This window comes from Zhongshania aliphaticivorans (assembly GCF_001586255.1).
Classification (GTDB): Bacteria; Pseudomonadota; Gammaproteobacteria; order Pseudomonadales; family Spongiibacteraceae; genus Spongiibacter; species Spongiibacter aliphaticivorans.
In genome coordinates, this window is sequence record NZ_CP014544.1 from 2894619 (window position 1) to 2920002 (window position 25384).

General features: G+C 49.6%; 20 protein-coding genes. 12 read left to right on the forward strand and 8 right to left on the reverse strand.

Features of this window, described 5'->3' with window-relative positions; translation table 11 throughout:
- The first annotated feature begins 209 nt into the window (after positions 1–209).
- The 3 genes from AZF00_RS12880 to AZF00_RS12890 all read left to right on the forward strand — a co-directional run bounded on the left by AZF00_RS12880 (position 210) and on the right by AZF00_RS12890 (position 2688).
- The gene (locus AZF00_RS12880; protein WP_231856158.1) at positions 210–542 is read left to right on the forward strand and encodes a GreA/GreB family elongation factor; all 333 of its coding nucleotides are present in this window, start codon (positions 210–212) and stop codon (positions 540–542) included.
- Between the two features lie 108 nt (positions 543–650).
- Positions 651–2000, forward strand: a complete 1350-nt coding sequence (gdhA, locus tag AZF00_RS12885; protein WP_008248716.1) for an NADP-specific glutamate dehydrogenase — start codon at positions 651–653, stop codon at positions 1998–2000.
- A gap of 289 nt (positions 2001–2289) precedes the next feature.
- The gene (locus tag AZF00_RS12890) at positions 2290–2688 is read left to right on the forward strand and encodes a GreA/GreB family elongation factor (protein WP_008248714.1); all 399 of its coding nucleotides are present in this window, start codon (positions 2290–2292) and stop codon (positions 2686–2688) included.
- A 306-nt stretch (positions 2689–2994) separates the two neighbouring features.
- Here the strand turns inward: AZF00_RS12890 and AZF00_RS12895 are convergent, their stop codons facing one another.
- The 3 genes from AZF00_RS12895 to AZF00_RS12905 all read right to left on the reverse strand — a co-directional run bounded on the left by AZF00_RS12895 (position 2995) and on the right by AZF00_RS12905 (position 7555).
- Entirely contained in the window at positions 2995–5508 is a 2514-nt protein-coding gene (locus AZF00_RS12895; RefSeq protein ID WP_081482632.1) for a TonB-dependent receptor, read from the reverse strand.
- 187 nt (positions 5509–5695) lie between these two features.
- Complete coding sequence (locus AZF00_RS12900) at positions 5696–6784, reverse strand: Rieske 2Fe-2S domain-containing protein (protein ID WP_008248710.1); 1089 nt, start codon at positions 6782–6784, stop codon at positions 5696–5698.
- Positions 6785–6793: 9 nt separating this feature from the next.
- Positions 6794–7555 (reverse strand): SDR family oxidoreductase, encoded by a 762-nt coding sequence (locus tag AZF00_RS12905; RefSeq protein ID WP_008248709.1) that lies wholly within the window; start codon positions 7553–7555, stop codon positions 6794–6796.
- Positions 7556–7935: 380 nt separating this feature from the next.
- Here AZF00_RS12905 and AZF00_RS12910 point away from each other — a divergent pair, with 380 nt between their 5' ends.
- On the forward strand, positions 7936–8805 hold the full coding sequence (locus AZF00_RS12910; protein ID WP_008248706.1) for a TIGR03619 family F420-dependent LLM class oxidoreductase: 870 nt from the start codon (positions 7936–7938) through the stop codon (positions 8803–8805).
- Between the two features lie 69 nt (positions 8806–8874).
- Positions 8875–9630, forward strand: coding sequence for an SDR family NAD(P)-dependent oxidoreductase (locus AZF00_RS12915; RefSeq protein WP_008248704.1), 756 nt, complete (start codon positions 8875–8877; stop codon positions 9628–9630).
- 94 nt (positions 9631–9724) lie between these two features.
- On the opposite strand, the gene AZF00_RS12920 is transcribed toward AZF00_RS12915, so the two are convergent.
- Both AZF00_RS12920 and AZF00_RS12925 read right to left on the reverse strand, forming a co-directional pair.
- Entirely contained in the window at positions 9725–9976 is a 252-nt protein-coding gene (locus AZF00_RS12920) for a hypothetical protein (protein WP_008248702.1), read from the reverse strand.
- Complete coding sequence (locus tag AZF00_RS12925; RefSeq protein WP_008248700.1) at positions 9969–10370, reverse strand: GreA/GreB family elongation factor; 402 nt, start codon at positions 10368–10370, stop codon at positions 9969–9971. Before AZF00_RS12925 ends, AZF00_RS12920 begins: the two co-directional genes overlap by 8 nt.
- Before the next feature lie 443 nt (positions 10371–10813).
- Here AZF00_RS12925 and AZF00_RS12930 point away from each other — a divergent pair, with 443 nt between their 5' ends.
- Positions 10814–11575 (forward strand): SDR family NAD(P)-dependent oxidoreductase, encoded by a 762-nt coding sequence (locus AZF00_RS12930; RefSeq protein WP_008248699.1) that lies wholly within the window; start codon positions 10814–10816, stop codon positions 11573–11575.
- Between the two features lie 35 nt (positions 11576–11610).
- Here AZF00_RS12930 and AZF00_RS12935 read toward each other — a convergent pair whose 3' ends face one another.
- On the reverse strand, positions 11611–12264 hold the full coding sequence (locus AZF00_RS12935; RefSeq protein ID WP_143829363.1) for a TetR/AcrR family transcriptional regulator: 654 nt from the start codon (positions 12262–12264) through the stop codon (positions 11611–11613).
- A 159-nt stretch (positions 12265–12423) separates the two neighbouring features.
- Here AZF00_RS12935 and AZF00_RS12940 point away from each other — a divergent pair, with 159 nt between their 5' ends.
- The 4 genes from AZF00_RS12940 to AZF00_RS12955 are packed head-to-tail and all read left to right on the forward strand — an operon-like array spanning position 12424 to position 18013.
- Positions 12424–13629, forward strand: a complete 1206-nt coding sequence (locus AZF00_RS12940) for an NADH:flavin oxidoreductase (RefSeq protein WP_008248697.1) — start codon at positions 12424–12426, stop codon at positions 13627–13629.
- Positions 13626–14573 (forward strand): NAD-dependent epimerase/dehydratase family protein, encoded by a 948-nt coding sequence (locus tag AZF00_RS12945; RefSeq protein ID WP_008248696.1) that lies wholly within the window; start codon positions 13626–13628, stop codon positions 14571–14573. The genes AZF00_RS12940 and AZF00_RS12945 overlap by 4 nt, the downstream gene beginning before the upstream one ends.
- A gap of 28 nt (positions 14574–14601) precedes the next feature.
- Positions 14602–17184, forward strand: a complete 2583-nt coding sequence (locus AZF00_RS12950; RefSeq protein WP_008248695.1) for a TonB-dependent receptor — start codon at positions 14602–14604, stop codon at positions 17182–17184.
- A 1-nt stretch (position 17185) separates the two neighbouring features.
- Positions 17186–18013, forward strand: a complete 828-nt coding sequence (locus tag AZF00_RS12955) for an SDR family NAD(P)-dependent oxidoreductase (RefSeq protein WP_008248694.1) — start codon at positions 17186–17188, stop codon at positions 18011–18013.
- Between the two features lie 38 nt (positions 18014–18051).
- Here AZF00_RS12955 and AZF00_RS12960 read toward each other — a convergent pair whose 3' ends face one another.
- Together AZF00_RS12960 and AZF00_RS12965 are read right to left on the reverse strand one after the other, a co-directional pair.
- Entirely contained in the window at positions 18052–19590 is a 1539-nt protein-coding gene (locus AZF00_RS12960) for a WS/DGAT/MGAT family O-acyltransferase (RefSeq protein WP_008248693.1), read from the reverse strand.
- A gap of 234 nt (positions 19591–19824) precedes the next feature.
- Positions 19825–20532 carry a crotonase/enoyl-CoA hydratase family protein gene (locus AZF00_RS12965; RefSeq protein ID WP_008248691.1) on the reverse strand — a complete coding sequence of 236 codons (708 nt, stop codon included), beginning with the start codon at positions 20530–20532 and terminating at the stop codon, positions 19825–19827.
- Positions 20533–21004: 472 nt separating this feature from the next.
- Here AZF00_RS12965 and AZF00_RS12970 point away from each other — a divergent pair, with 472 nt between their 5' ends.
- Positions 21005–21940 (forward strand): SMP-30/gluconolactonase/LRE family protein, encoded by a 936-nt coding sequence (locus AZF00_RS12970; RefSeq protein WP_008248690.1) that lies wholly within the window; start codon positions 21005–21007, stop codon positions 21938–21940.
- Positions 21941–22366: 426 nt separating this feature from the next.
- Complete coding sequence (locus tag AZF00_RS12975; RefSeq protein ID WP_008248689.1) at positions 22367–25363, forward strand: transglycosylase domain-containing protein; 2997 nt, start codon at positions 22367–22369, stop codon at positions 25361–25363.
- Positions 25364–25384 lie beyond the last annotated feature (21 nt).

The following is a 25384-nucleotide window of genomic DNA, read 5'->3' on the forward strand; positions in this document are numbered from 1 at the left end:
TGCCTGTGGTCTTTTGTGCCCGACATGTTGTCGGCGCTTGAGCTAAAAAAGCCTTAAGCGCCTAAAATTTTTTACCAGACAATATTCTAGTCACCGCGAGTTAACTCCCTCGTGGAGGCGTTTTGCTGCGGGTAAGATATATGGTTTTAGACAATACCGACGACATCGTCGTAAAAAGAAGTGATTACAAGCGAATTGTACAATTGATAATGAGCTCGTCTCTTGACGTGCGCGACAGCCTGGAAAATGAAATGGCGCGGGCCCTGGTGTACAACGATGATGAATACCCTAAGGATGCCGTATGCATAGGCTCTGTTGTTGAATTTACTGATTTAACGACCAAAGAAGAAGGCCGAATTACCATTGTTCTGCCTAGCGAAGCGGATGTTAAAGAGATGAAGGTGTCGGTACTTTCGCCCTTAGGCGCAGCCTTAATCGGGCTTAAAAATGGCAAAACCATACATTGGCTTATGCCCGGCGCTAGGCTCACCGAAATAAAAGTAAACAACGTTCTGCACCCAGAAGCGGAACTCGACCAATAAAACCAAATGACCGCTAAAATGCATCTATATAAGGCTAGGTCCTAATAATGCAGCGGCCAATACACACTTTCTTTTAAAGCATCCGACTTATATGTAAGGCATTGATCTATGAAACCGCAGCTCGATGAAAAACTGCAGAGCATTCTCCAAGATGTGCTGTACCGAAACCCAGGTGAGGCAGAATTTCATCAGGCCGTGCGTGAAGTCTTAGAGACCTTAGGTCCAGTGCTGGCGAAATATCCGGAGTTTGCGGATAAAAAAATTATTCAACGAATTTGTGAGCCTGAGCGTCAAATTATATTTCGCGTACCATGGCGCGACGACAAAGGCGAGATCCATATAAATCGTGCATTCCGCGTAGAATTTAATAGTGCGCTAGGGCCATTTAAAGGCGGCATGCGTTTTCACCCATCGGTGTATCTCGGTATTATTAAGTTTCTTGGCTTCGAACAGATTTTCAAAAACGCGCTGACGGGCTTGCCTATAGGCGGCGGCAAAGGTGGCAGCGACTTTAATCCCAAAGGCCGATCAGACAGCGAAATAGAAAGCTTTTGTCAAAGCCTTATGCTTGAGCTATATCGTCATATAGGAGAGTACACCGATGTACCCGCTGGCGACATTGGCGTCGGCAGCCGCGAGATCGGTTACTTGTTTGGGCAGTACAAGCGGATCACCAACCGTTATGAATCGGGTGTAATAACGGGAAAAGGCCTTGGCTGGGGCGGAAGTCGCGCGCGAAAAGAGGCCACCGGCTATGGGGTGGTGCTATTTGCTCAAGAAATGCTTAAATTCCAGCGGCAATCCCTAGATGGCATGAAGGTCGTTGTGTCAGGCTCGGGTAATGTTGCTATTTACGCTATGGAGAAGGCCCAGGAACTAGGCGCAATTGTTGTGGCCTGCTCAGATTCAAGTGGCTATATTTATGATGAAAACGGAATCGATATCGCGACCGTAAAGCGTATAAAGGAGTTGGAACGTCGGCGAATCGCTACTTATTTAGATTCGCACTCATCGGCGCGCTACATTGAAGGTTCCTCTATTTGGTCGGTGCCATGTGACGTCGCTTTGCCCTGCGCAACCCAGAACGAACTGACCGCGCGAGATGCCAAGACTTTAGTAGAGAATAACTGCAAGATAGTCGCTGAAGGCGCAAATATGCCCACAACACCAGAGGGCATTCAACTGTTTCAGTCTGCAGGGGTTTACTTCGCACCAGGCAAGGCCGCAAACGCTGGCGGGGTAGCTACTTCCGCACTTGAAATGCAGCAAAATGCCAGTCGCGATTCTTGGTCATCTGAATACACCCAAAAGCGTCTTCAAGACATTATGGTTGACATACACGCTTCGTGTTATGAAACAGCAGCTGAATTTGGTGCGGGAGGTAACTATGTTACCGGCGCCAATATTGCCGGTTTCATTAAGGTAGCGGGAGCGATGACGGCGATGGGTGTCATTTAAAATGAAATTAGAAATTTCGCTGTGTATAGCAAGGCTATATAAGTCATTAAATTATATTAATAGCCTTGTTATAAATACAGCACGAGGTAAACTCTTTAGTTAATATTCAAATAGGACCTTGGTTTTATTATGAAAAATTTACCCCTCCCCAATGTGATTCCGCCCCAGGCCTTCCTCATTTAACCGGATGTGACACTCAGTCACATCCGGGAAAAATACTTTTAAAAAACTATATTTTTGTACTTCTGGCGCCAGCCAAAAGTAGATATATTGCTATGGGTGAGGTTTTGTGAATACCGATTTTTTTATAGATGTCCGTCAATTTATCTCGTCACTTAAAGATGACTTTGAAAGGATTGTCGCGTTCCGTCCTATTACGCTGAGGCCGGTTGAGCTCGCAGGCTTACTGGAAAAATTGCAAGGCATTTATGACCTACCAACAAGAAAAATAAGCGATTGCACAGTATTGCTCGGCTCTAAGGTTGGCTTGATGAGCATGCACGATTTCACTGAGCTATCCATCGTGGTAACACTTCCACAACACAGCGACCCCGCGCTGGGAAAAATTAGCGTCCTGTCGCCATTGGGCTCGGCTCTATTGGGTTTAAAAAGAGGCGAGATTGTAAGATTGTTTTTCGGAAACACAGAAAGCCTATTCTGCTTAATTTCAGTGGATCAAAATCCATAAAGGGGAATAAGGAGGGTTAGCACCTTGAAGTCTCTAATTTGCCACTATAAGCGTGATCATTTCACATCAAAAATTCACTAAAAAGTGGCTTAGTGAAGCTTATTTAATAAATCAATAATCGAAAGGTGATTAAATGAAAAAGGATAAGTTAAAAGTTTCTGACAAAAAAGCCCCACTTAAGAGCTTGAAGGAAAAGCGAAGAGACAAAAAGGAGAAAAGAAGTAAAATTGGGATTTCGATTTCTTAAAATTAAAAACACGATGTAGGTAATTTTGCCAGCAGCGTTAAGCTGCTGGCAAATCCAAATCAATAGCGGTAGCGAATATCCATACCAAAGGTGCGTGGTGCACCATACTGCTCACTAATCAAACCCAAGCCCTGAAAGTTAACGCCATAAGACGGATAGTCATCATCGGTAAGATTATTCACCCACAACGACACCATCAAATCGCCAGTAGTAACAGGAATCTTACTTAGGCTGAGGCGCGCGTTAACGACCGTTCGTGCGTCCATTGAGCTATTCGTGTACAAAAATGGCGTATTAGCAACCACCGAGGGCGACAGCGCAACCTGCTCCCAGGTGTCCTGCCAACTGGCATCAGCAAACACATTGAAATCGCCAATCGCGGTACTCGCAAAGGTATAGTCCACACTGGCGTTGACCTTATTGCTTGGTGAGTTACCTCGTTTAGCTTCCTTTGTGCCATCAATACACTGGTTATTAGCGCAGGTGTCTGGGTACTTTTCAAAATCACCATTGATGTAGGTATGTGCCAAACTCACTATCATATCTTCAATCGGTGCTACAGATACCTCTAACTCGCTACCCCAACGATCTGCCTTACCGGCATTAATGGTCGAGGATGTTACGCCACCACCAGAGCTTTCTAACACGCTCGTTTGCAGGTCGTCGTACTGGTAAGTATAGAGACCAGCGTTCACACGCAAGCGATTATTCCACCAGTCGGACTTAACACCTATTTCCAGCTGTTCAATAATTTCTTCATCAAAACTATTATTAAAAACTTCGCCATTAAAGCCACCCGAGCGGTAGCCGGTTGCATAGCGAATAAAGCTGTTAATATCGTCACTGATATCGTATGCCACAGTTACGTTGTAGCTAAAATTGTAAAAATTCTCATCGCGCGATAGGGCTTGCGCTGGCTTATTACCAAATGGCGTAGCCACCGCACCGAAGTCATAGGCAATTGCCTTTTCCTCCTCGGTATAGCGCATCCCTAGCGTCAAGGCGAGACGATCTTCTAATTGAGCAAAGCGGTAAGTACCTTGCCCATATATGGCCAAGGCCTCGGTTTCCAGTGTATATCGCTGGGCATCGCGCCCCGCGAGTGGCATTGAAAAGGCAGCGCGGCGGTCGTAGTTTGCTTCATCTTCAAACCAGTACAAACCTAGGGCGTAATCAAACTGTTGGGTTGCACCGACAACTTGGAACTCCTGGGAGAGCTGCTCATATTCCGAGAGCGTATCTTGCATGCTGTGACCAGCGCCAAGCTGGTCTACCGCCGTCCAGAGCGCATCTACACCCGGGAATGAAGCACCGCTGCTGCCACCGTAATACTGAAGTAAAACGGCGTGTAAACCGTCGTTATAAACACCAATACCATTGGCATCTAAGCTACTATCGATATCATCGAGATCGCCAGCAACATAGGTTTCGGTCTCGCGTTGCGCAGTGATTGATTTAAGCGTGACGTCACCCAAGGCGCCACGTTCACCTAGCTGCCACTCGGCCGTTAACGCGTGCCCGTCGACCTCACTTTGCGTCGTCGGCGTGACCTCTACCCCGCCACCGCTTGGCCGGCCTTCACCGGCAGCCAATATCCGTTCATAGGCGTCAATCGTTTTCTGAATTGAAGGTAACCAACGAGCGCTGATACGCGGGTCAGCGCCCGGCGCCGAAGCCAAGCCGGTGGCCGCAGGCAACACCGTGTTACGCAGGAAGCTTAGTCGATCACCACCAAGCGTCGGCCCTTCAGTAAAGCCAACCGTTTTTTGCAGCGTATTCACCTCATCCAACTCGCTGTGGTCATACACATAATCAACGGTAAGTGCCTCGCTAGGCTGCCAACGTAGTGCGGCACGCCAGGCTTGACGGTCGATGGTGTCGAAGTCTTCGCCACCGGAATAATTTTTATAGAAGCCATCGCGTTCTTTGCTTAAAAAGCTCACAGCCGCATTCAACTTACCGGCACCCTCACCAATTTGGCCAATCGAATCAAAATCAATATTGGTCTTCAGGCTTTGCTGACCGTAATTGCCAATACCCGCCGTTACGTCTACCGCGAACTCACCCAGCGGCTTTCTTGAAATAATATTCATTGCACCAGCCGTGGCATTGCGGCCGTACAAAGTGCCCTGGGGACCTCGCAAGACCTCTATTCGTTCAATCTGCGCGAGATCTAAGGCAGAGCCGAGCATCTTGCCAACATAAACGCCGTCCAGATACATGCCCACCGCAGGATCAAGCGAGATATTCGCTGGCGAGCCACCAGATATACCGCGGATACTAAGACTGGTAATACCCCGCGAGCCAGGCGCTGAATAACCACCCATGCCAGGCAATGAGGCAAACATATCGTCGGTATTACTAATACCACGCTTTTCTATGTTGTCACTGGTCATTGCCGTCATCGCAATCGGGGTATCTTGTAAAGATTCAACCCGGCGCTCGGCCGTCACCAGGACCTCTTCTAAAACTTGAGCTGAAGCAACGGGCACAAATAGCGGTGCACTCATCAGTGAAACTGCCAGGGGAAGCGCCTTCAACTTAAAGTCACCAGTAGATGAATATCTCTTCATGCCATAACTCCAATTTCATTAATATTATATTGTTAGCAGATCACTAATACGGACCTTTTTATAATGCGGTTCCGCTGCTTAGTGATACGGTAATCACAGTACTCTGAAGGCACAAATTAGGTAGAACATAATCGTTCACAATAATGCGCATAAGTGGTCAGGGCGGCGTCTGTCGAGTAAGCGCACACTACGTATCAGCCAACACCTGTCTGTGCAACAGTGACTCTGGAGGCGGTTCGGCCAAACCGAGGACGCCATGCACGCCATTAACCATTGTTTGCACCGCGATCACAGCCTCACGAGGCATGTAAAACTGGGTATACCACTTGCGCCCAAGAGAAAATGGGCCATCGGTTTTAAGCTGTAAAACCCTAAATGCCGGCTTTTTGTGTTTCCAAATACCAAAATCCGCAGCCAAAGACGCCAGCGCGCCGGCCTGCAGTTCCCGCGCCCGGTCGACATCCGCCATGGTCGGATTCTCCTTGCCACTATTGACCATTAAGCCATGCCATAATTTTACGCAGCCATCTTCCACCGGCGTGTTGGCGATCATTTCGATACTCTCGATGTCACCAAAAATCTGATGCGAAAGCAGGATCCCAGGCCCCTCGTACCAGGTGGTGGTGCGCAGCATCGCTTGGTACTCCTGATGCAAGCCGCCCTGACGCTGAATATAAACATGATCCTTAAATTCGTTTTCAAAATATTCACACGGCGCGCCATGGGTTGGCCCTAAATGACGGGCATCAGCCATATTGTCGATGATTTCCTGAGGGTGGACTTCTAACTCACCCAAATGATCCAGCTGCCATTTTACCCAGCTCGTATTCTGCCAGTGCGGCAAATCTGGCACCGGGTAATCCGGTTCCTTGCCATCGGGGTCATGCCACATCCATATGCAGCCTAGTCGCTCTTCCACCAGATAACTTTCCAGCTTGGCCGAACGGGGCTTGGGGCCGTCAAAATACGGTATATCGTCGCAGCTACCATCGGCAGCAAATCGCCAGCCGTGATAGGGGCAACGAATAGAATCACCTTCAATTTGCGCGCCCTCACGGGCGATAATCGCGCTATCAGCGGCGAGGTGACACTGCATATGTGGGCAGTGTGCGTCGAGTAAAACCGGCTTGCCGCTCTGCCCTCGGTATAACGCAAAATCCTTGGCAAAGAATTTCAACGCCAGTGGCTTTTCTTGCAACTCACTCGCCTCAGCAATAACAAACCAGCCACGGGGAAATTGATGGGGCCCAAGCCCATATTCTTTCGCTGTTGCCATTATCTATTCCTATATTGCGTTGGGGCGAAACATGGCGTCATGACCACCATCCACATAAAGTAGCGAACCGCTAACAAAGCTCGCCTCTGAACAAAGCAGGAAACCGATGACATTTGCGATTTCACTCACATTACCGGCACGGCCCAGAGGGATTGTCGCTAAAAAGTCTTTAATCGCGGCGCTGTAGTTTGGATCGTTTTCCGTGGCCTCAGTCATTGCCGTCCGGGTATAGCCCGGCGCAACCGCATTTAAGCGCACTCCGGAGCGAGCATACTCAGGGGCATTTTTCCGCATCCAAAGGGCAATGGCTTGCTTAGAACCACTGTAAGCTGCGTGACCAGAGATATTCGCTAAACTCACTTGCAGCTGCTCTTGATCATCTGCAAGCAAGGCACTGACGTAATCGGGATCTGTATCTTGCGGCGCCGAATTTGACGACACCAACACCGCCGATCCGCGCCGCGCGGCTAATGCATCTTTTAAGCCGCGTAACAATTCGACCGAACCGAAAAAATTAACTTGTGGAATCATGGCCACATCTGGACTAGTGCTACCAATACCAGCACAGCAAACAAGACCATCTAAACCGTCTTTGCAAAGCGCTAAGCAAGCCTGCAACGCGGCTCGGCGCCCTGTTGCTGTCGCAAGGTCTGCGACGATATCAGCGTTGTGGCGATCGACTTTAATCACCATTTCGCCATCATCTTCAAGTCGTGAACAGACTGCGGCACCAATACCCGAGGCGGAGCCGGTTACAATGAATTTCCCCATAGCTGTTCTCCTTGTTGAAACACAAATAAAGTGCACGGTGGACTCAAAGACCATTCAATACTGCTGCCAACGGCAAGATAACTGATCTGCAGAATTTCAGGCTATGCACATGTTTCAAGCATGGTATCGCCTGCCTCCTATGGTTCCGCCGACAAAAACATCTAATTTTATATACATTTCTTCACCCCCGCCGCGCAGCTAAATTTTCGGAAATGACCGAAAAATATTGCCCAGACCAGCGGCGAGACATATTGCTACGGTGTATTTCGTTATTAAATTTGAACGTATTTGTTCTAAGCAAGCTGAAGCGGGATCTTTACTATAAGAACCTGACTTTAGAACGAAGCAGCCAACGGGCTGTAGACGACGAGATAAATAAAATGAAATTTAGCTATAACCCAAGTATGTGTCCTCCAGAGCAATATGTAGCCCTAGCCTTAGCGGCAGAAGAGCTCGGCTTCAATAGCATGGCTTTTCCCGACAGCCTCTGCTACCCAGAACACTCATCGGCAAACTACCCCTACAACGGCGACGGTTCGCGGGAGTTCTTAAAAGATATGCCCTTTGTTGAACCCTTGGTGACGATTCCATTTTTGGCGGGACAAACAAAACGGCTACGCTTTAACACCTCGGTGTACAAGCTCGCAGTTCGCCAGCCGCTGGTTGTCGCTAAACAGCTGGCGACACTGGCAGCCCTGTGCGGAGATCGCTTTGATTTCGGTGTGGGAATCAGCCCGTGGCCCGAAGACTTTGAAGGTTGCCATGTGCCATGGGAGGCACGTGGCCAGCGCCTTGACGACCAGATAGCAATCATACGAGGTCTACTGAGCGGTGAGTTTTTTAGCTATAGCGGCAAGCAGCTATCAATAGCAAGTATGCAACTTTGCCCAAGCCCGGCAACACCCATCCCTATTCTTATTGGCGGACACTCAGACGCGGCATTAAAACGCGCTGCGCGCCTTGGCGACGGTTGGATTGGCGCCGGTGCGAGCATAGAAGAATACGGCGTTTTGATAGGTAAATTAAATGAATTTCGCAAACAGTATCAGCGCGACCACCTTCCCTTCGTTATTCATGTTAGTTCCGCCGATGCTTACTCCACAGCTGGGCAAGATACGCTAGCCAAACTCGGCATTAACGAATGCCACATCGCCTTCCGCAACGCCTACGATGGCACACCAGACACCCTCAGTACGGAGCAAAAAATTGAGCAAATGCATAAGTTCGCGAGCAAATTCATAAAGTCTTAATCACAATATTTACACGCGAAAGCAAATTAATTGACCACAAACTTAGACCAATTTTTAAAGGATATTACAATGAGAAGACTTGAAGGCAAAGTTGCGATCGTTACCGGCGCGGGTCAGGGTGTAGGGCAAGGTATTGCCTTCGCATTGGCCGCCGAAGGTGCCAAAGTGGTGGTAACGGGGCGAACCTTTAAGAAACTTGAATCAAGCTGCGCAGAGATCACCAAGCGGGGCGGCGACGCCTTAGCCGTAGAGTGCGACATCAAAGATCGCAATGCGCTGGAATCATTGGTGTCTACCACCGTTGCCCATTATGGCGGCATTCAGATTTTGGTAAACAATGCCCAAGAAGTCCCCTTAGGCAGCCTGCACGAAATAGAAGACGAAACATTGAGTGCTGGCTTTGAATCCGGACCAATCGCCACCTTCCGTCTAATGAAGCTTTGTTTCCCGCACCTAAAAGGCGATGGTTGTATCATCAACCTAGCTAGCAGTGCCGGAAAACGCTGGGACATGTCGGGTTATGGCGGCTATGCAGCGACCAAGGAAGCAATTCGCTCACTGTCGAGAGCAGCAGCTTGTGAATGGGGTAAAGACGGTATCCGCACGAATGTCATTCTTCCCCACGCCTTATCGCCGGGCCTTGAATGGTGGATAAAAGACAGGCCCGAAGAAGCCGCTGCGTACTTAGCGAGTATTCCAATGCAGCGTCTTGGCGATTGCGAAGACGATATCGGCAAGTTCGTAGTGAGCTTGTGCTCGGATGATAGCCGCTATGTAAATGGACAGAGCATCGCTCTGGACGGCGGCCAGGCATTTTTAGGCTAAATAGCAGCAGTGAAAATGTGTAGAAGTCCAGAATCTAAAGTGCCCTCGTCTGTACTTCTACGCCCCTATTCGTCATTTTTAGAACAAATATTTTTTATCGGAATATACCATCACTAAATGTTAGTGGTGCGGTACCACTCGGATCGGGCAGCGCTCGACTAAACCTATCGACAAGAGTCACCAACACATACTCTTCAAAGTCTTCGCTGGGATCAAAGCGACCACGATACATCTCTGTAAATGTGTTCAACACCTCGTCAAGACATACCTCACGTTTACCCGCATCAATACCCGCCAAGCTGTCGATTAACTCCACAGCATTATTCCAGAATGCCAAATTATGCATTGGACAATTCCTTTGGCACCGCGCGCAACACCTTTTCTATTTTCAGGCTCACCGAACTGCTGTTCAGTAACGGCCAATCAATTATCGCCCCCACCCGCGCACCGATAAGTGCTATTCCGACCGGTGACAGAATGGATATGCGCATTTCCGTGATACTGGACTCCCAGGGCATAACGATTGTCACGACACGCTTCGCCCCCGTTTTAACATCTTTGAAATGTGTTTTACTGTATAGCGAAACGACATCGGCGGGCATGAGTGCATCGGGGCAAACATCCGCTTTCATAAGCTCAGCATCAAGGGCGACGGTCGCCTCTGATCGACTGACTTTAATTAACCGAGACAATTTTTCGTAGTCAGATTCAGAAATAATCAATTCATTTTCAATAGGCATAACAAACCCTCACCTAGCAAAAGCAGTGCATATAGAAATAAGGCTCGAGCATTGACAATACTCCGAGCTAGTCGCTTGTATGGCAGATTATTTTCGGGCGATTAAGACAATACTGCGCTTAACCGCCAATAGGGAGGAAGGCACTAACGGGATAGAGTTCCCGTGCGCCAAAGGAGATTTGCTGAATAGAGTAAGATCGTTTGTCCATGCTAGGAGATTACTACGTTTAACAACTTTAGCAAGTGATATTGGTAGCGATATTTTTACCTATTTCTGCAATGCCTTGCAATATTAGTCATAAAGTTAAATTCACTCCTAACAAAAAATTAAAACTAAGCAGTTAGGATTATATCTAAATCTCCCCTCTCAGGTATCTTAAGGCCTGTTTATTAAGATCACTTTATCAATAGCACCTCTGTGCATTCCCCGCGAGGAGATTAATCATGCAGGTTTTCGATAAGCGGTTTCATAACAAAGTCGCCTTAATCACCGGCGCTGCGTCAGGCATCGGTCGAGCAACCGCACTGCGACTTTCCGCCGAAGGTGCGGTATTGATGCTGGCTGATATTGATGAGGCCGGCTTACAGCAAACTATTGAACTACTTACAAATTCGGAAAGCGCCGCTTTTATCAAGTTGGATGTGAGCAGCTCTGAACAGTGCCGCGCCGCCGTTACTGCAACCGTAGAGAGGTGGGGCAAGCTTGATGTTCTGTGCAATATCGCGGGGATTGCCGTTGCTAAACACCTAGCGGAGGTAAGCGAAGAAGACTGGCTACGCATGATGGGCATCAATTTAAACAGCGTGTTTTTCCTCAGCCAAGCGGCGATGCCACATTTAATTGCGACAAAGGGCAATATCGTTAATATGGCCTCATCCGCTGCCTTGGTTGGCCAAATTTATAACGCCGCGTATTGCGCCAGCAAAGGCGCTGTAGTGATGCTCAGCAAGTCAATGGCAGTTGAGTTTGCCGACAGAGGCGTTCGTGTTAACGCGATTTGTCCCGGAGCAGTGAAAACGGCATTAACTGAGAAATTTACCATGCCCGATAACGCGAATATGGATATGTTTATGCGTTTAATGCCCTTGATGGACATGGCGGAGGCCGACGAAATTGCGGCATCAGTGGCTTATTTGGCATCAGCCGAAGCTCGGTATATAACCGGCACAACATTGGCGATTGATGGCGGGCAGACCGCAAACTGACACTGTTACTGCAGCGGACCAATGATAAACGGTGTTTATTGCGACTCCACACCGCCGAATAGCGTCAATACCCGCAACATCAGCGGCCGACTATCATAATCCGGGTTTGCGACAAGCATTAGTGCCGCCTCAGAAAAGCAGCCAATTAACATTCGCTGCAGTAGCACGACGTCATTTTCGGACAAGGGCTTGGTTAAACTGCCGCTCTCGTATAAGAGCGACAATTGGTCTTGGAATATTCTGGATACGGCCTGAACAACGCTGGTATCTTCCCAGCGCTCACGACCTAGAATAATCGGCGCATCACGCAATACAATTCGGACAAAATTCGGGCGCTGAGTCATTTCGATCAGCATATCCCAAATTTCGATGAGATCTATTTTTTCAGAACTAAAGGAAAATCCCTCGATCTGCTGGGTGAACTCAAGCTCCATCGCCTCAGTAACCGCCAGAAAAAGTGCCTGTTTATTGCCAAAATAATGATAGATCGGCGTAATGGTAAGCCCTAGATCCTCAGCTATATCTTTGAGAGACGTATCAGCGAAGCCTTTTTCACCAAAAATTCGACAAGCACTTTCCAGCACCATGGCTTGAGTAGCTTCGCGGCGTTCTGCTTGGGTCTGTCGCTTTGGCTTAGCGGCCGCCGCACTGGCACCGAGCTTTTTTGGACTTGCGGCGTTTTTTCCCAAGATAACTTCCACTTCAAATGAACCAGCGCAAAGTATACAGATTGGCTTTTGCACATTCCATATAATTGACTTATATAATACGACTATATAACATGCAATTTTAGTATTGTGCGGGGCCGCCGGCGCCACACCACCAGTAATAATAAGACCAGAGGCTCTATGTCAGACAGCAGCAACACCGCGCTTAGTAATGCGAGCCTGAACGGGCTTAAGCTGAAGAACCGGCTTATTAAGGCCGGTACCTTTGAAAACCGAAGCCCTAACGGTATTCCTAGCCAAAGCCTGATCGATTTTCACACGCAATTCGCGCGTGGCGGTATCGCCATGACAACCATCGGCTATTGCGCGGTAGAAAACGCCGGACGCCTGAATGCCGACATGCTCACCATGCATGAGGATTTCCGCAGTGACATAACTCGGCTCGTACAAGAGATTAAAAAACACGACTGCAAAGTGGCTGGGCAAATGGGCCATTGCGGCGCGTTCTCCAAAAATCACACGCTGAAAGGCCGCCCTAAAGGGCCCAGTGGTGGCGTAAATCTACTGGGTTTTGCCGAGGGTATGTGGTTTTGCGACACCATGACACTGAGCGACATTGACCACATGGTAGAGGCCTATAGAGAGGCTGCAAAATTCATGAAGTCGGTAGGTTTTGAAGCTTTAGAAATTCACTTCGGCCATGGCTACGGCCTCTGCCAGTTTCTTAGTCCGCTCACTAATCGTCGTAAAGACAATTATGGCGGCAGTTTAGAAAACCGTCTACGACTCCCCCTGCGGGTGCTTGCGGCGGTTAGGGCCGCGGTCGGCGACGACTTCCCTATTCTCGCGAAGATAACCATGTCAGAGGGGCGCCGAGGTGGTCTTCACTACGACGACTCGCTAGCAATCTGCAAAGCACTTGATGCGGCTGGTATTGACGCCATCATCCCCAGCAACGGCACCAGCACCATGAACCCAATGCTGATGTTTCGCGGTGACAGCATTCTACCCGCGCTATTACGCTATGAACGCAATCGAATCATGCGATTCTTACTGCGGCTCATGGGTAAGAAAATGTTCCCAAGCCTGCCCTTCTACGACATGTATCTACTAGAGCACGCCAAACGCATTCGCAATGTGGTGAAGTGCAAGCTTGTCTATATTGGCGGCGCCACGAGCGGCGAAAACTTTAGCGAAATACTGAACGCCGGTTTCGATTTCATCCAATTAGGTCGCACGCTTCTAGCCGACCCCGACCTGCCGCAAAAACTCGCAGCCGAGCCAAGTTTTAAAAGTCGCTGCACCCACTGCAATCTGTGCGTAGGCACAATTGAAAGCCCCCAAGGCATCCACTGCCCTCAATTTACAGATGCCTCAGTACTATGAATATTCTTATTACCGGCGCCTTTGGTAATCTCGGCCAGATGTGTATTGAAGAGGCCCTAAAGCAGGGCCATCAACTGCGCTGTTTCGATCTGGACAACGCTAATAACCAAAAATTAAAACGCCGTTACCACAATCGCTGTGAAGTTATCTTAGGTGATATTTGCGACACGACGCTGCACCCAAAGTTGTTGGAGGGTGTCGACGCCGTCATCCACAACGCCTCACTACTTCCGCCACTATCGGAGAACCAGCCCGAACTGGCTGAAGCGATTAACGTCGTTGCGACCCAAAACCTGATAAAAAGCATGGAAGCCAGCTCGACATCACCACGTCTAATTTTCCCCTCCTCAGTGACCGTATTCGGGAAATCGCTGCCTGGGGAAGCCGCCAAATGTATTTCAGACCGTGTAACAGCGAGCGACAATTACACTCGTCACAAGCTAATAATCGAGAAAACATTAAAAGGTTCGCCTCTGTCATGGGTGATTTTGCGAGTAGGTGTTTCTGTAGATGCACGCACGCTAAAAGCTGACCGCGCCACGCTACATGAATTACTTAACATTAATCCCGAATCGCCAATAGAATTTGTACACCCCAAGGACGTCGCGCTGGCGATGTGCAACGCCGCGCAATCAGCGGCAGCTAACCGAAAAGTGCTGTTAATTGGCGGTGGTAAGTACTGCCAAATCAATCACTACCGTTTTATAAAAACGGCATTCAGCGCGCTGTCTTTGACCCTGCCCTACAACGACAAGGGCACCGGCATTTACTACACCCACTGGATGGACTCCACGGAAGCGCAGCGCCTTCTACAGTTTCAGCGCCATTCATTTGAAGATTACGAGCGGGAAATGGCGTGCCGTATGCGGCCCGTACGCATTGGACTTACGCCACTACGCCCACTCTTAAATCGCCTATTGCCCTATGCATTGGCAAAAATATAATTACTCGCAACAATAGGACTGCTGCAATATGAACAACAATAAATTACTGGCACTCTCGTTAGCACTTTCAGCTAGCGCTATTCCCAGCTATGCGCAGGATGACAGTGGCCGTGAAGAAGCAACGTCAAGGCGCCAAATCGAAGAAGTGATCGTCACGGCTCGAAAGCGTTCTGAAAATATTCAAGAGACGCCTGTCGCGGTTACGGCCTTCAGCGGCGATGCCCTTCGCGAGCAAGGCATTATGAGCACCCAGGAGCTCAGCAAATCGGTACCAAGCCTGCAAATTAACGACAGCACCTCACCGCAAATATTCATCCGCGGCATTGGCCAACGCGCACACATGGCGCGTTTCGACCCATCCGTGAGTGTGTATATCGACGGTATTTTTATTCCCCGCCCAGATGGCCAGCTGCTGGATACCATCGATATTGAAAGCGTTCAAGTCTTGCGCGGTCCTCAAGGCACACTGTTTGGCAAAAATAATACTGGCGGTGCATTGGTCTTTAATTTGACTAAGCCCGGCGACACCGTCGGTGGTTTTGTCGAAGGGCTAATGGGGAATTACAATGAACAAAGTGTTCGCGCTGCAGTTGATGTACCGATTTCGGACACCCTACTAAGCCGAGTCTCTGTAAGCAGCCGCCGCCGAGACGGCTTCCTACAAAACCTAGGCTCAGACAGCAACCAAAGTATCGACCGACTTTCTGCGATTGGCCAAATTCGCTGGGAAGCCGCCGACAATTTGACTGTTGACGGTCTCGCCTTTTATGGCAAAGTTCGCGAGAAATACCCCTCTTACCACTGCGAGCTCATTAACGAGGATGCGCTATTTGTAAATGGTCTTGGCGTACTCTGGGCTGGCGATACCGACCCAAGTAACCCCACCGCCTACCGCGACAACTGCGCCGCTAATAATCGTAAAAATCTGCCGGATCTCACCACCAATCAAGGTGACAGTTTCCGCGCCGTCAAAGCGCAGGACATTCTGCTCTTGGGCACGACACTAGAATGGCAGATCAGCGAAAACAACACCCTGAAAACCATTATTGGCTATCGAGATGCCACTAAGTTTGGCCCCCAAAGCGCGGCGGATGAAGGTGGCCCGCAGCCCTTCCTGCGCGCACTCGTACTTGACGATAGTATTCAGGAATCGCTAACCCTAGAATTCCAACTTAATGGCAGCGCCTTCGACGGCAGCGTTGACTATACCGCCGGCTTTTTCTGGCAGGACGAGTACAAGTCTGAGCGCTTTCTTACCAGTAACCCGCTGGTCGGCGCGGAGTCATCAACCTTGATCGCATTGGCCGCGGGCCAGTCGGGATTAAATCTGCCTAACCTTGGCACCCTAATACCTGGCGGAACATTACCGTTGATTGCGGGTATACTTCCGTTAGCCACCTTGCAAGATTTCGACATTAACGGCCAAACCTACGCCGCGTTCACCCAAGCGACCTGGCATCTCACCGATAATATTGAATGGACTTTGGGTGGGCGCTACACCGAAGAAATTCGTGAATCTGACCTAGTGACGCTTTCAGCCGATCTCGGCGCGATGCTAAGCATCTTGAACAGTATCGACCCGCGCTTCATACCCGTTGTTCCAGACATGGGTGTTGCTGCTTATGCCGGCACCTGGAGCGAGGACCCGATTCAAATCGCAAATGATGCACTTAATAGCTATTTCCCTGGGGAGATAAAGACGCCCCTCGGCGCGCCACAATACGACAGCAGAGACAGCACCTTCCGACAATTTACACCCATGACCTCCGCGGCCTGGATAATGCCTGAACAGTGGTTCGACGACGGTTTGCTAAGTTCAGCAATGGTCTATGGTACCTGGAGCTTTGGCTTTAAATCCGGCTTCCATGAGCCCAGCGGGGTAGACGGTTTAACAGAAGTAGCACCAGAGGAATTGGAAAACCGCGAAATTGGCATAAAAATCGATGCACTAGAACGCTCACTGCGTATGAACATTGCGCTGTACTCTATGAGCTTCACCAATATGCAGTTGATCACCGTCAACGTCGACTCCGCGAACTCCTTGGTTGTTACCTCGCAGAATGCCGGTGAGTCGACCATCGATGGCGGCGAGCTCGAAGTGTTATGGCTGCCTAGTGAAAATATGATGCTCAGTTTTACCTATAGTAATAATAATTATAAATACGATGAGTTTATGGATAACGACTTGGCGGCCCTTGCACTGCGCGGTGAATTTGTTCCCGTTGACCGTTCTAAAGAAGACTTTGCAGTATCACCCGAAACCTCGGCATCATTTGGCGCGCAATACACCATCGTTACTGACTATGGCCTATTTACGCCGCGCATCGATGTTAGCTATAAAAGTGAAGTCTATATGGGGCTAGACGCCGGCTCTTGGCAAGTTGCACAAACCAATCCCGAGTTAATTTATGCAGAAGCCTATAGCCTGGTAGACGCACGTTTGAGCTGGAATGACCCAATGAGCGATCTGCGCGTATCGGCCTACGTTAAAAACCTAGCTGACAAACGTTACGACATTGGCGCGGTCGGTACAGCTGAATCCCTCGGTACCTTTACCCGCGCTTTAGGCGACCCACGCACCTTTGGTATAGAGCTGCGCAAGGAATTTTAAAATGCCTAAGGTTCACAGCAAATATAACGATCAAGTCGCGCTCATTACCGGCGCCTGCGGAGGCCTGGGTTCAGCCCTGGCCAAAGCCCTTGCAAAGTCCGGGTGTCATTTAGCGCTCGTCGACATCAACGATGAAAAGCTCAACGGACTTGCTCAGGAACTAAAGTCCCACCCAGTTAATGTCAGCATTCATAATTGTGACATAGGCGATTTAGAGGCCGTTCAAAGTTTAGCGACGGAAGTGTCGGCCCACCATGGCAAGCTGAACCTGCTGATTAACAATGCTGGTATTACTCTGCAAAAAAGCGCGGCAAACCACAGCCACGCAGACTGGCAGCGAGTATTCAATGTTAACTGGTGGGGCACGGTAAATTGCTGCAGTGTATTTCTACCGTTACTAAAACAATCCGACAAAGCCCAGATCGTCAATTTATCGAGCATGGCAGCCTACTATGGACTGCCAAGTCAGGCCTCATACAGTTCAAGTAAAGCAGCCGTACTGGCTTACAGTGAAGCGCTCCGTGCCGAACTGGCAGCAGATGGCATTGGTGTTACCACCATTCACCCCGGTGCAATAAAGACCGAGATGATGACAGCGACCCTACAAGAATCTGACAATATGGACCAAGCTCGAAAAAACTACGCGCTGGCGACTCGCTGGGGTGTAGAAGCCGACATGGTTGCAGGCAAAATATTGCATGCAGCGCGTAAAAATCGTAAGCAACTACGAGTAGGAATAGACGCTCACATTCTTTACTATGTCGCGCGCACAATGCCGAACATTTTAGGCTCTCTGCTCGCCAAAACGTTCAAAAAGTCTGCATTATAAACAAGCTCACGCAACGCCATACCAGCAAAAGGCGACGCTCACTGTTGCTCAGTTAGTCCTTGCTGGCTGTCATTTTGAGCGCCCTTATGAATCCTTTTTGAGGCTGCGCTTTTCGCCTTTCTTGGCGCGCCGGACTTATTCAGCTTTGGCGTTTGCTTCGCCTCTTGTCTTGCGGCGTCAAGCAATGTCGCTAATGAGTCGCGTAGACATTGCGCGTACATTTCAGGGTCGGGCAGCATCTCTCGGCAAGCCGTAAATGTAATTGTAAACTCATCGCAATAACTGGATATCGCTTGAAACAAGCCCACGCTATCAATTGCTGGTCCGGTCGGAAAACTAACCAACATTTTTGCCCCACAAAAATACAGTGGTATGCGCGGCCCGGGCACATTGGTAACAACGCAGTTATAAAATGGGCTTATTCGGTTAGCCAAACTCAATGAACTTGATAGCCGCGCAGCAGAAGCGGTTAAGGTCGACGGCGTAAACTGCAGGTAATCCGTCATGGTCTTAGCGCCAATGGCATTGGTTAATTCTTTGGCATTACGTGTGCTTTCATTGACGGCAAGTAAACGCTCTCTAGGGTCTGCAATATCTGTACGTAACTGAACAGTCATTTGCGAGACTTCATTACCAGCCGCGCCCTGCTTATCTGCCGTGCGGATATTAATTGGCGCCAAGGCTGCTAGCGATGATTCAGGCAATTCATTTTTAGCCAGTAAATACTGGCGCAATGCACCGCCCACTATTGTCAGCGCCACATCGTTAATTGTCACTGGAGCATAGGCCGCTTTAATACTTCGAATATCTTCAAAGCTTACCCGCAAGGCATCAACGACCCTATGAGGCGATACATTCCTATTGAATCGCGTGCGCGGAATACCGCTGACGCGCTTGAGTTTTCCGCTAATTATTCCTTTGGCCGCTTGATATAAACTCGGCGCGGCGTCTTTAGTAAGCCCAACAAACCGAAATGGCAGCTTTAATGTGTTCTTTTGCGCCTGCCACAACATGTCAGTTTTCTTCGGTGATTGTTCGACGAACGGCTCAGCCTCGGTATCCACATTGGTGGCAAAATCAGCCGACAGGTCATGCAATACACTGTTTATTTCGACGCCCGAGGCGCCATCGATCGCCGCGTGATGCATTTTTGTATAAAGAGCGAAACAGCCTTTTGGAAACCCAGCCACATCGTCTAGACCCTCAATAACGTAAGCTTCCCAAAGTGGCCTACTGCGATCAAGCGGCCGGGCGTGAATGCGGGAAATTAAAATACAGAGCTGACGCCAGTCGCCGGGCTTCGGTAAGGCAATATGGCGAACATGAAATTCCGGATCAAAATCACCGTCAGCTACCCAATAGGGGTGATCAAGGCTAAAAGGCACTGTCTTCAGTCGGCTGGTCATCGCGGGTACCCGGCGCGCCCGGCGGTGCATATGTTCCACTATCTGCTTAAAGCGAACCTTGCCACCAGGCGCAGTGCTTGGGTCATAAATAGTGAAGCCACCGATATGCATAGGTGAATTAGCGGTTTCAAGGTAAAGAAAAGAGGCATCAAGACCTGTTAATTGTCGCACACCTTACTCCTAGGCTTAGGTAAATTAATTTTGCTCCGAAACCGCTGGAGCTTCGGGCCGTGCTCCACACAGTTTAAGTAGCAAGTCTAGACCAGAGTAGCCTTGCTTGCCCGCAGACACCGATACTTTAGATATGCTTATTATTTACAGCGCGCTTTTATAATGAACGCCGCGCTGTATGGGAGTTATTTGTCAGAAATAGCGTTCATTCCTGTGAATTAGCGGGCAATGTACTTATTGCCCAAGCAGAAGCGCTTTCCCATCTAAATAGTCTTGCTCAATTGCCCAATCGAGTTCTTTTAGCAACGTTGCGCGAGACTTCAGTTTAGTGCCCTTATGCGCCGGCATATTTAAGCCTGACAAACGCAAAGCGAGTGCCTGCGCCTCCGACATCAATGCATCTGCAGGCACTATTTTATCGAGTAAGCCAGCGGTAACCGCCGTTGCGGGGTCGTATATTTCAGCGCTGATGACCGAACGATCAAAAAATGTCTTACTTAGGCGTGCGCGCGATAGCATGATACCAACGTGATGCATTGTCATCCCGATTTGAACCTCATTCAGGCCAAGATTAAATGGACCATCAATGCCAATGCGGTAATCGCAAGCCATAAGAGTAAAGCAACCCTGGGCTATAGCATGACCAGTACACACCCCAATAATGGGATAGGGAAATGCCAACATTCGCCGACACAAGGACGATCCGGCTTTTATCATTTCAACCGCTTCCACGGGGTCACGCTGAATAGTCGACAAATCAAAACCGGCAGAGAAAATACCGTCTTTGCCAACCAGCATAACCACCGCCTTATCTGCTTCAGCTTGGTCTAAAGCAGCCCCAATTGCCTGAATATGCGGCAGCGACATGGCATTCACTTTGCCATTTTGCATAGTGATGGTAGCGATGCCATCAGAGAAGGAATAATTTACTAAGTCGGCCATAATCTTACTCTCTTAGAAGCGTTACGTGCTTGGGACCTTAATAAACATAAAAATAGCAGGTTCACTGCCGCTTTATGATTCAGTAAGGCAAAACACCTGAATATAGCAAATGAGAATATCACTGAAGGTCGCTGCTATACAGTCCACGTCATACGAGCAGCCCGATAAGATCAGGCAGCAACTGCGTTTACCATTAATTCCTTGCGACGCCCCTCCGTATTAAAGACATGTCATCAATTAGCGAGGCTTGAGTGTTTAATGATCGACCGATACTATTCGGTATGTAAAATAGTCCGGTGTTCAAGAAATTATGATCGTAAAGCGTCATTCGACAACACAAGCGTTAATACCGCTGCCCATCGAGTGCTGCTATATGGCGACTACGACGCCTTCAACGAGACAAGTCTACCGCTTGGCTTACTAAACTATATTCGATCAGCGGCACGATCGACCTACCCATAACGGTTGCACCATGAAGTATTTTTTACCCGTCATTATCGCCGTCAGTTATGTCGCATTGTCCGCATGCAACGGTGGCGGAAGCCCCTATGCGGCAAGTCGCACGGCCGCTCAGGATATTTGCCTAGACTGCGGCACACCACGCCAACTGGTGAATCTACCCCAACTGGAAAATAGCTTATTCACCTCCAATGGCCGTCTATTCGTCAGCGGCCAGTCGAACCTGTACGAGATACATCGCGATGGCCAAGAGTATCGTGCTGACGCCCTTCTACCCGACGGCAGCGGCTGCAGTGGCCTAACCGAAGATAAAGGCACACTCTACGCGCTCTGTTCTGGCAGCGGTGGGCCTACGGACTTTTCTGGCCTGTATACATTGTCACTGGATGACCCACTCGCCGCACCCGAATTTAGCTTCGCACTAACGGGTATGACACTCCCCAACGGGATCGTAGCGACGGCGAGCGGCTTATACGTGACCGATGGCCCAGTCGCGGTAGAACCCAAAATCGTCCATCTAGCGATCGACCCGACTGATCCGACCCTCGTTTTGTCTCAAAGCACCTGGCTGGCAACATTACCAGATTTTCCCAATGGCATAGTCCATACCGGCACAAGCCTTTACGTCACTCACTATCGTCCCGGTTTTGGCGGACAAATTACACGGGTGGCAATCAATAGTGACGGCAGCCCTGGGGTGCCAGAAAATATCACGCCGCGCGGCATCATGGATGACCTGACCGTGGTCGGAGACACGCTAGTCGTCACTGACTGGCAGAACGGCAGCCTGTTCCAAGTCGATTTAGAGGGCAGCTTGCTTCAGGAATCCGCAAGCAATATTTTCGCGCAGCCATCAAGCGTGATCATTGCTGGGGCACCGCTGTTTGACGAGGTGGCCATTCTGGTCACCGAACGCTACACTGGCGACGGACTTTGGATATTAGATTAAGAGGCCAATTCTTACCTCACATATTGAACCCTGATAAATTCAGCTTGATTTTGAAAGAACACAAAGTCTACCCAGAAAATAGCCAGGCAGCGCAAACCAGCCGACGTTACATGACTTAAAAGCCCGCTTACGCCGCCAAAGTCACAAACGAGTTCGCGTCATATAGCTAGAGAATTGCAATATTGACTAGCCGTTCAAGGCCCCTTATCCGCTACACTAGCTGGATGAAAATAAGAGCAAAATACCGCGCAATCCGTCGCTAGGGGCTAGACCAGTACCGCCATTAAAAATAAACCTGTAAAAGCCCTATCGAAGAGCTTGGTGCTGCATTATGCTCCGCACCCGATTCCCCCTGTAAATCTCTCTGATTTAACTGGGCTATCATATGAAATATGAATTAACCTGACCTAAGCTGGCTTTAATATTGTGATTACCCGAACGCGTATAACTAAGTCTTTTTTCTACCTCGTCCTAGCCACCTTGGTGGTCCTGATTTGCGTTGGTATCTTTGAATATCAAACATCCTATTTCCAGTCGCGCTATTTTGCCAAGCTGGCCGCCAGCCTCGACGTTGAATTAAAACAAGGGCCAGCTGAGGCCACGTGGTACCCAAGTCACGGCCCTTACAACATCCAAAATGGCTATACCCGCCTCCCTGAGTTTAGTGAGCGATTGCAGGCAAAAGGCTATCACATTAGCTTGCAGGCAAATTTCTCAGACCGCCTAATGCAATACAGCCGCTGGGGAGGCAATCCGCCCTACCGCGAGAAAGCCCAAACCGGGTTACGCATCATCGGCAATAGCAACACGCTGTTTTCCTCCCGGGAACCCGAGCATGTTTACGCCGCATTTAGCGATATTCCGCCGTTGTTGCTAAAGCCCCTACTCTTCATTGAAAACCGTGAGCTGCTGGTTGATCAACACCCAACCAAAAACCCCGTGGTGGAATGGGATCGCCTCGCGCAGGCCGCACTTGCACGCATACTCCACCCCGGCGAGGGCGGCCCAGGAGGCAGCACCCTTGCGACGCAGATGGAAAAATACCGCTATTCGCCCAATGGCATGACCGCTGACCACAATGACAAACTGAAGCAAATTGTCTCGGCCAGTGTGCGCCATTACCACTCTGGATTAAGCGGCCGCGACGCCCGAAAGGCAATCGCGCTGAGCTACCTAAATTCAACTCCGCTGTCTGGTCGCGCCGGTCACGGTGAGATTCACGGGGTTGGCGATGGCCTTAAGCAGTGGTACGGGATTGACTTTGCCTACGCGAATTATGCACTCACCGCCTCAAGTGACGTGGTTAGCATTGAGGAAAAGGCAAGGGTGTTTAAAGCCGCCTTAAGCCTGTTGTTATCACAGCGGCGCCCGTCTTTTTACCTCCTTGAGGGCCGGGAAGAACTGGAAGCCCTAACCACAAGTTATTTACGTATTTTGACCAGTAACGGTGTTATCAGCGAAAAATTGCGCGACGCCGCCCTAGCGCAGAAACTGCATTTCGTTGAGCGCGAACGCAGCCAAGCCACGCCATCTTTTATTTCACGAAAAGCAGTCAATAATGTCCGCAACGAGCTAATGAATCTGCTGGGTGTGCGCAGCTTGTACACCCTTGATCGTCTCGATCTCACCGTACAATCGACTATAGCTGGCGACACTCAAGTAAAAATTGCGGAATTACTCAAACAAGCCACCGATCTTGACTATGCCAAACAGTCAGGCTTACTCGGTGAAAAGCTCCTGCGTGAGGGGCAACTTAGCGCGCTCAATTACAGCGTGCTGTTATACGAACGCACACCCACAGGCAATGTGCTGCGCGTACAGACCGACAACCTCGACTTGCCCTTCGACATGAACGCTGGTTCAAAGCTCGATCTTGGCTCAACAGCGAAATTGCGGACGCTCATTTCCTACTTAGACATTATTGAAAAAGTTTACGTAAAATACCGGGCGCTATCGCCTAAGGACCTCGCTTTTGCGCGTAAAGTCGCTGAAGACCCATTGCGCCAGTGGACCCTAGACAGACTAATCGCCGACGCGAATATCCCTTTACAACAGCTACTCGACGCCGCGATGCAGCGCAGCTATTCCGCCAGCCCAGCCGAGTCCTTTTTCACGGGTGGTGGACTGCACACCTTCAGTAATTTTGACAAACAGGACAACTCCCGAGTACTGACCGTAGCAGAAGCTTTAAATCGCTCAGTTAACCTCGTGTTTATTCGTATGATGCGCGACGTCACTCGCTACTATTCTATGGAGATCCCCGGCTCGCGGGAGCTATTGCTCGATCGCACAGACCCTCGGCGCAAAGATTATTTGGGACGTTTTGCTGACCTTGAAGGTAAAATTTACCTCAATCAATTTTACAGCAAATACCGCAAGTTAAATCATCAGGAAATCATCGAGCGTCTAGCAAGTCGCACCAAGCCCTTTCCCGGCCGGTTAACAATGGCGTTCCGCTCAGTTCGCCCAGATGCCGACGAAGCGGCATTGACGGCATTCCTGCGCTCACGCCTATCCGCAGAAGCCCTTGCTGAAGTCGACGTCGCCAAACTGTATCGACAATTCGATCCCGAACGCTTCAACAGCAACGACCGAGCCTATTTGGCGCATATGCACCCATTGGAGTTGTGGTTGGTAAAATATCTACTCGAAAGCACCAATATCAACTACGACCAAATCGTTCAAGAAAGCGCACCACTGCGCCAAGATGCGTACACCTGGCTAACCAAATCCCGTAAGCAACGCGCCCAAGATAGAAGTATTCGTATACTGTTAGAGCGCGATGCATTTGTTGCCATCCATCAGCAATGGCAGCGTGTGGGCTTTCCGTTCAGCAGCCTAGTCCCCTCTTATGCAACGGCCATAGGTGCGTCGGCAGACCGCCCCACCGCACTCGCCGAATTGATGGGTATTATTCTCAATGACGGCATGAGAATCCCCTTTCGCCAGATCGATAGTTTGCATTTCGCCCAAGGTACCCCCTACGAAACCAAGTTTGAATTCACCCCGGCCGTCGGCACAAGAGTGTTGTCATCCGAAGTGAGTGCCACTGTGCGCAACGCCCTTGCCGGTGTAGTCGAGAACGGGACCGCAAGACGCCTAAAAGGCGTTTTTGTCGACGCCAGCGGCGCCCCCATTCAGGTGGGCGGAAAAACCGGTACCGGTGACCATCGCATTAAATCCTACGGCGCCGGCGGACGCCTCATCGGCAGTGAAGCGGTAAATCGAAATGCGATTTTCACCTTCTATATTGGCGACCGCTTCTTTGGTGTAATACTCGCCCACGTTGGCGGCAGCCAATCAACCGGCTTTGAATTCACCAGCGGCCTCGCCACGCAATTGTTGAAAATTATCCATCCCGTGCTGCAGCCGGAGCTAAATAAAGCCAGTCCGCCGGCAAATGCAAATATTGATATACGATAAATATCTTGACCTCAGGCTAGC

Excerpts from the sequence above, each read along its gene's own strand:
- AZF00_RS12880 (WP_231856158.1), top strand. The coding sequence starts at position 210 with ATGAGCTCGTCTCTTGACGTGCGCGACAGCCTGGAAAATGAAATGGCG.
- gdhA (WP_008248716.1), top strand. The coding sequence starts at position 651 with ATGAAACCGCAGCTCGATGAAAAACTGCAGAGCATTCTCCAAGATGTG.
- AZF00_RS12895 (WP_081482632.1), bottom strand. The coding sequence starts at position 5,508 with ATGAAGAGATATTCATCTACTGGTGACTTTAAGTTGAAGGCGCTTCCC.
- AZF00_RS12900 (WP_008248710.1), bottom strand. The coding sequence starts at position 6,784 with ATGGCAACAGCGAAAGAATATGGGCTTGGGCCCCATCAATTTCCCCGT.
- AZF00_RS12905 (WP_008248709.1), bottom strand. The coding sequence starts at position 7,555 with ATGGGGAAATTCATTGTAACCGGCTCCGCCTCGGGTATTGGTGCCGCA.
- AZF00_RS12910 (WP_008248706.1), top strand. The coding sequence starts at position 7,936 with ATGAAATTTAGCTATAACCCAAGTATGTGTCCTCCAGAGCAATATGTA.
- AZF00_RS12915 (WP_008248704.1), top strand. The coding sequence starts at position 8,875 with ATGAGAAGACTTGAAGGCAAAGTTGCGATCGTTACCGGCGCGGGTCAG.
- AZF00_RS12920 (WP_008248702.1), bottom strand. The coding sequence starts at position 9,976 with ATGCATAATTTGGCATTCTGGAATAATGCTGTGGAGTTAATCGACAGC.
- AZF00_RS12925 (WP_008248700.1), bottom strand. The coding sequence starts at position 10,370 with ATGCCTATTGAAAATGAATTGATTATTTCTGAATCTGACTACGAAAAA.
- AZF00_RS12930 (WP_008248699.1), top strand. The coding sequence starts at position 10,814 with ATGCAGGTTTTCGATAAGCGGTTTCATAACAAAGTCGCCTTAATCACC.
- AZF00_RS12940 (WP_008248697.1), top strand. The coding sequence starts at position 12,424 with ATGTCAGACAGCAGCAACACCGCGCTTAGTAATGCGAGCCTGAACGGG.
- AZF00_RS12945 (WP_008248696.1), top strand. The coding sequence starts at position 13,626 with ATGAATATTCTTATTACCGGCGCCTTTGGTAATCTCGGCCAGATGTGT.
- AZF00_RS12950 (WP_008248695.1), top strand. The coding sequence starts at position 14,602 with ATGAACAACAATAAATTACTGGCACTCTCGTTAGCACTTTCAGCTAGC.
- AZF00_RS12955 (WP_008248694.1), top strand. The coding sequence starts at position 17,186 with ATGCCTAAGGTTCACAGCAAATATAACGATCAAGTCGCGCTCATTACC.
- AZF00_RS12965 (WP_008248691.1), bottom strand. The coding sequence starts at position 20,532 with ATGGCCGACTTAGTAAATTATTCCTTCTCTGATGGCATCGCTACCATC.
- AZF00_RS12970 (WP_008248690.1), top strand. The coding sequence starts at position 21,005 with ATGAAGTATTTTTTACCCGTCATTATCGCCGTCAGTTATGTCGCATTG.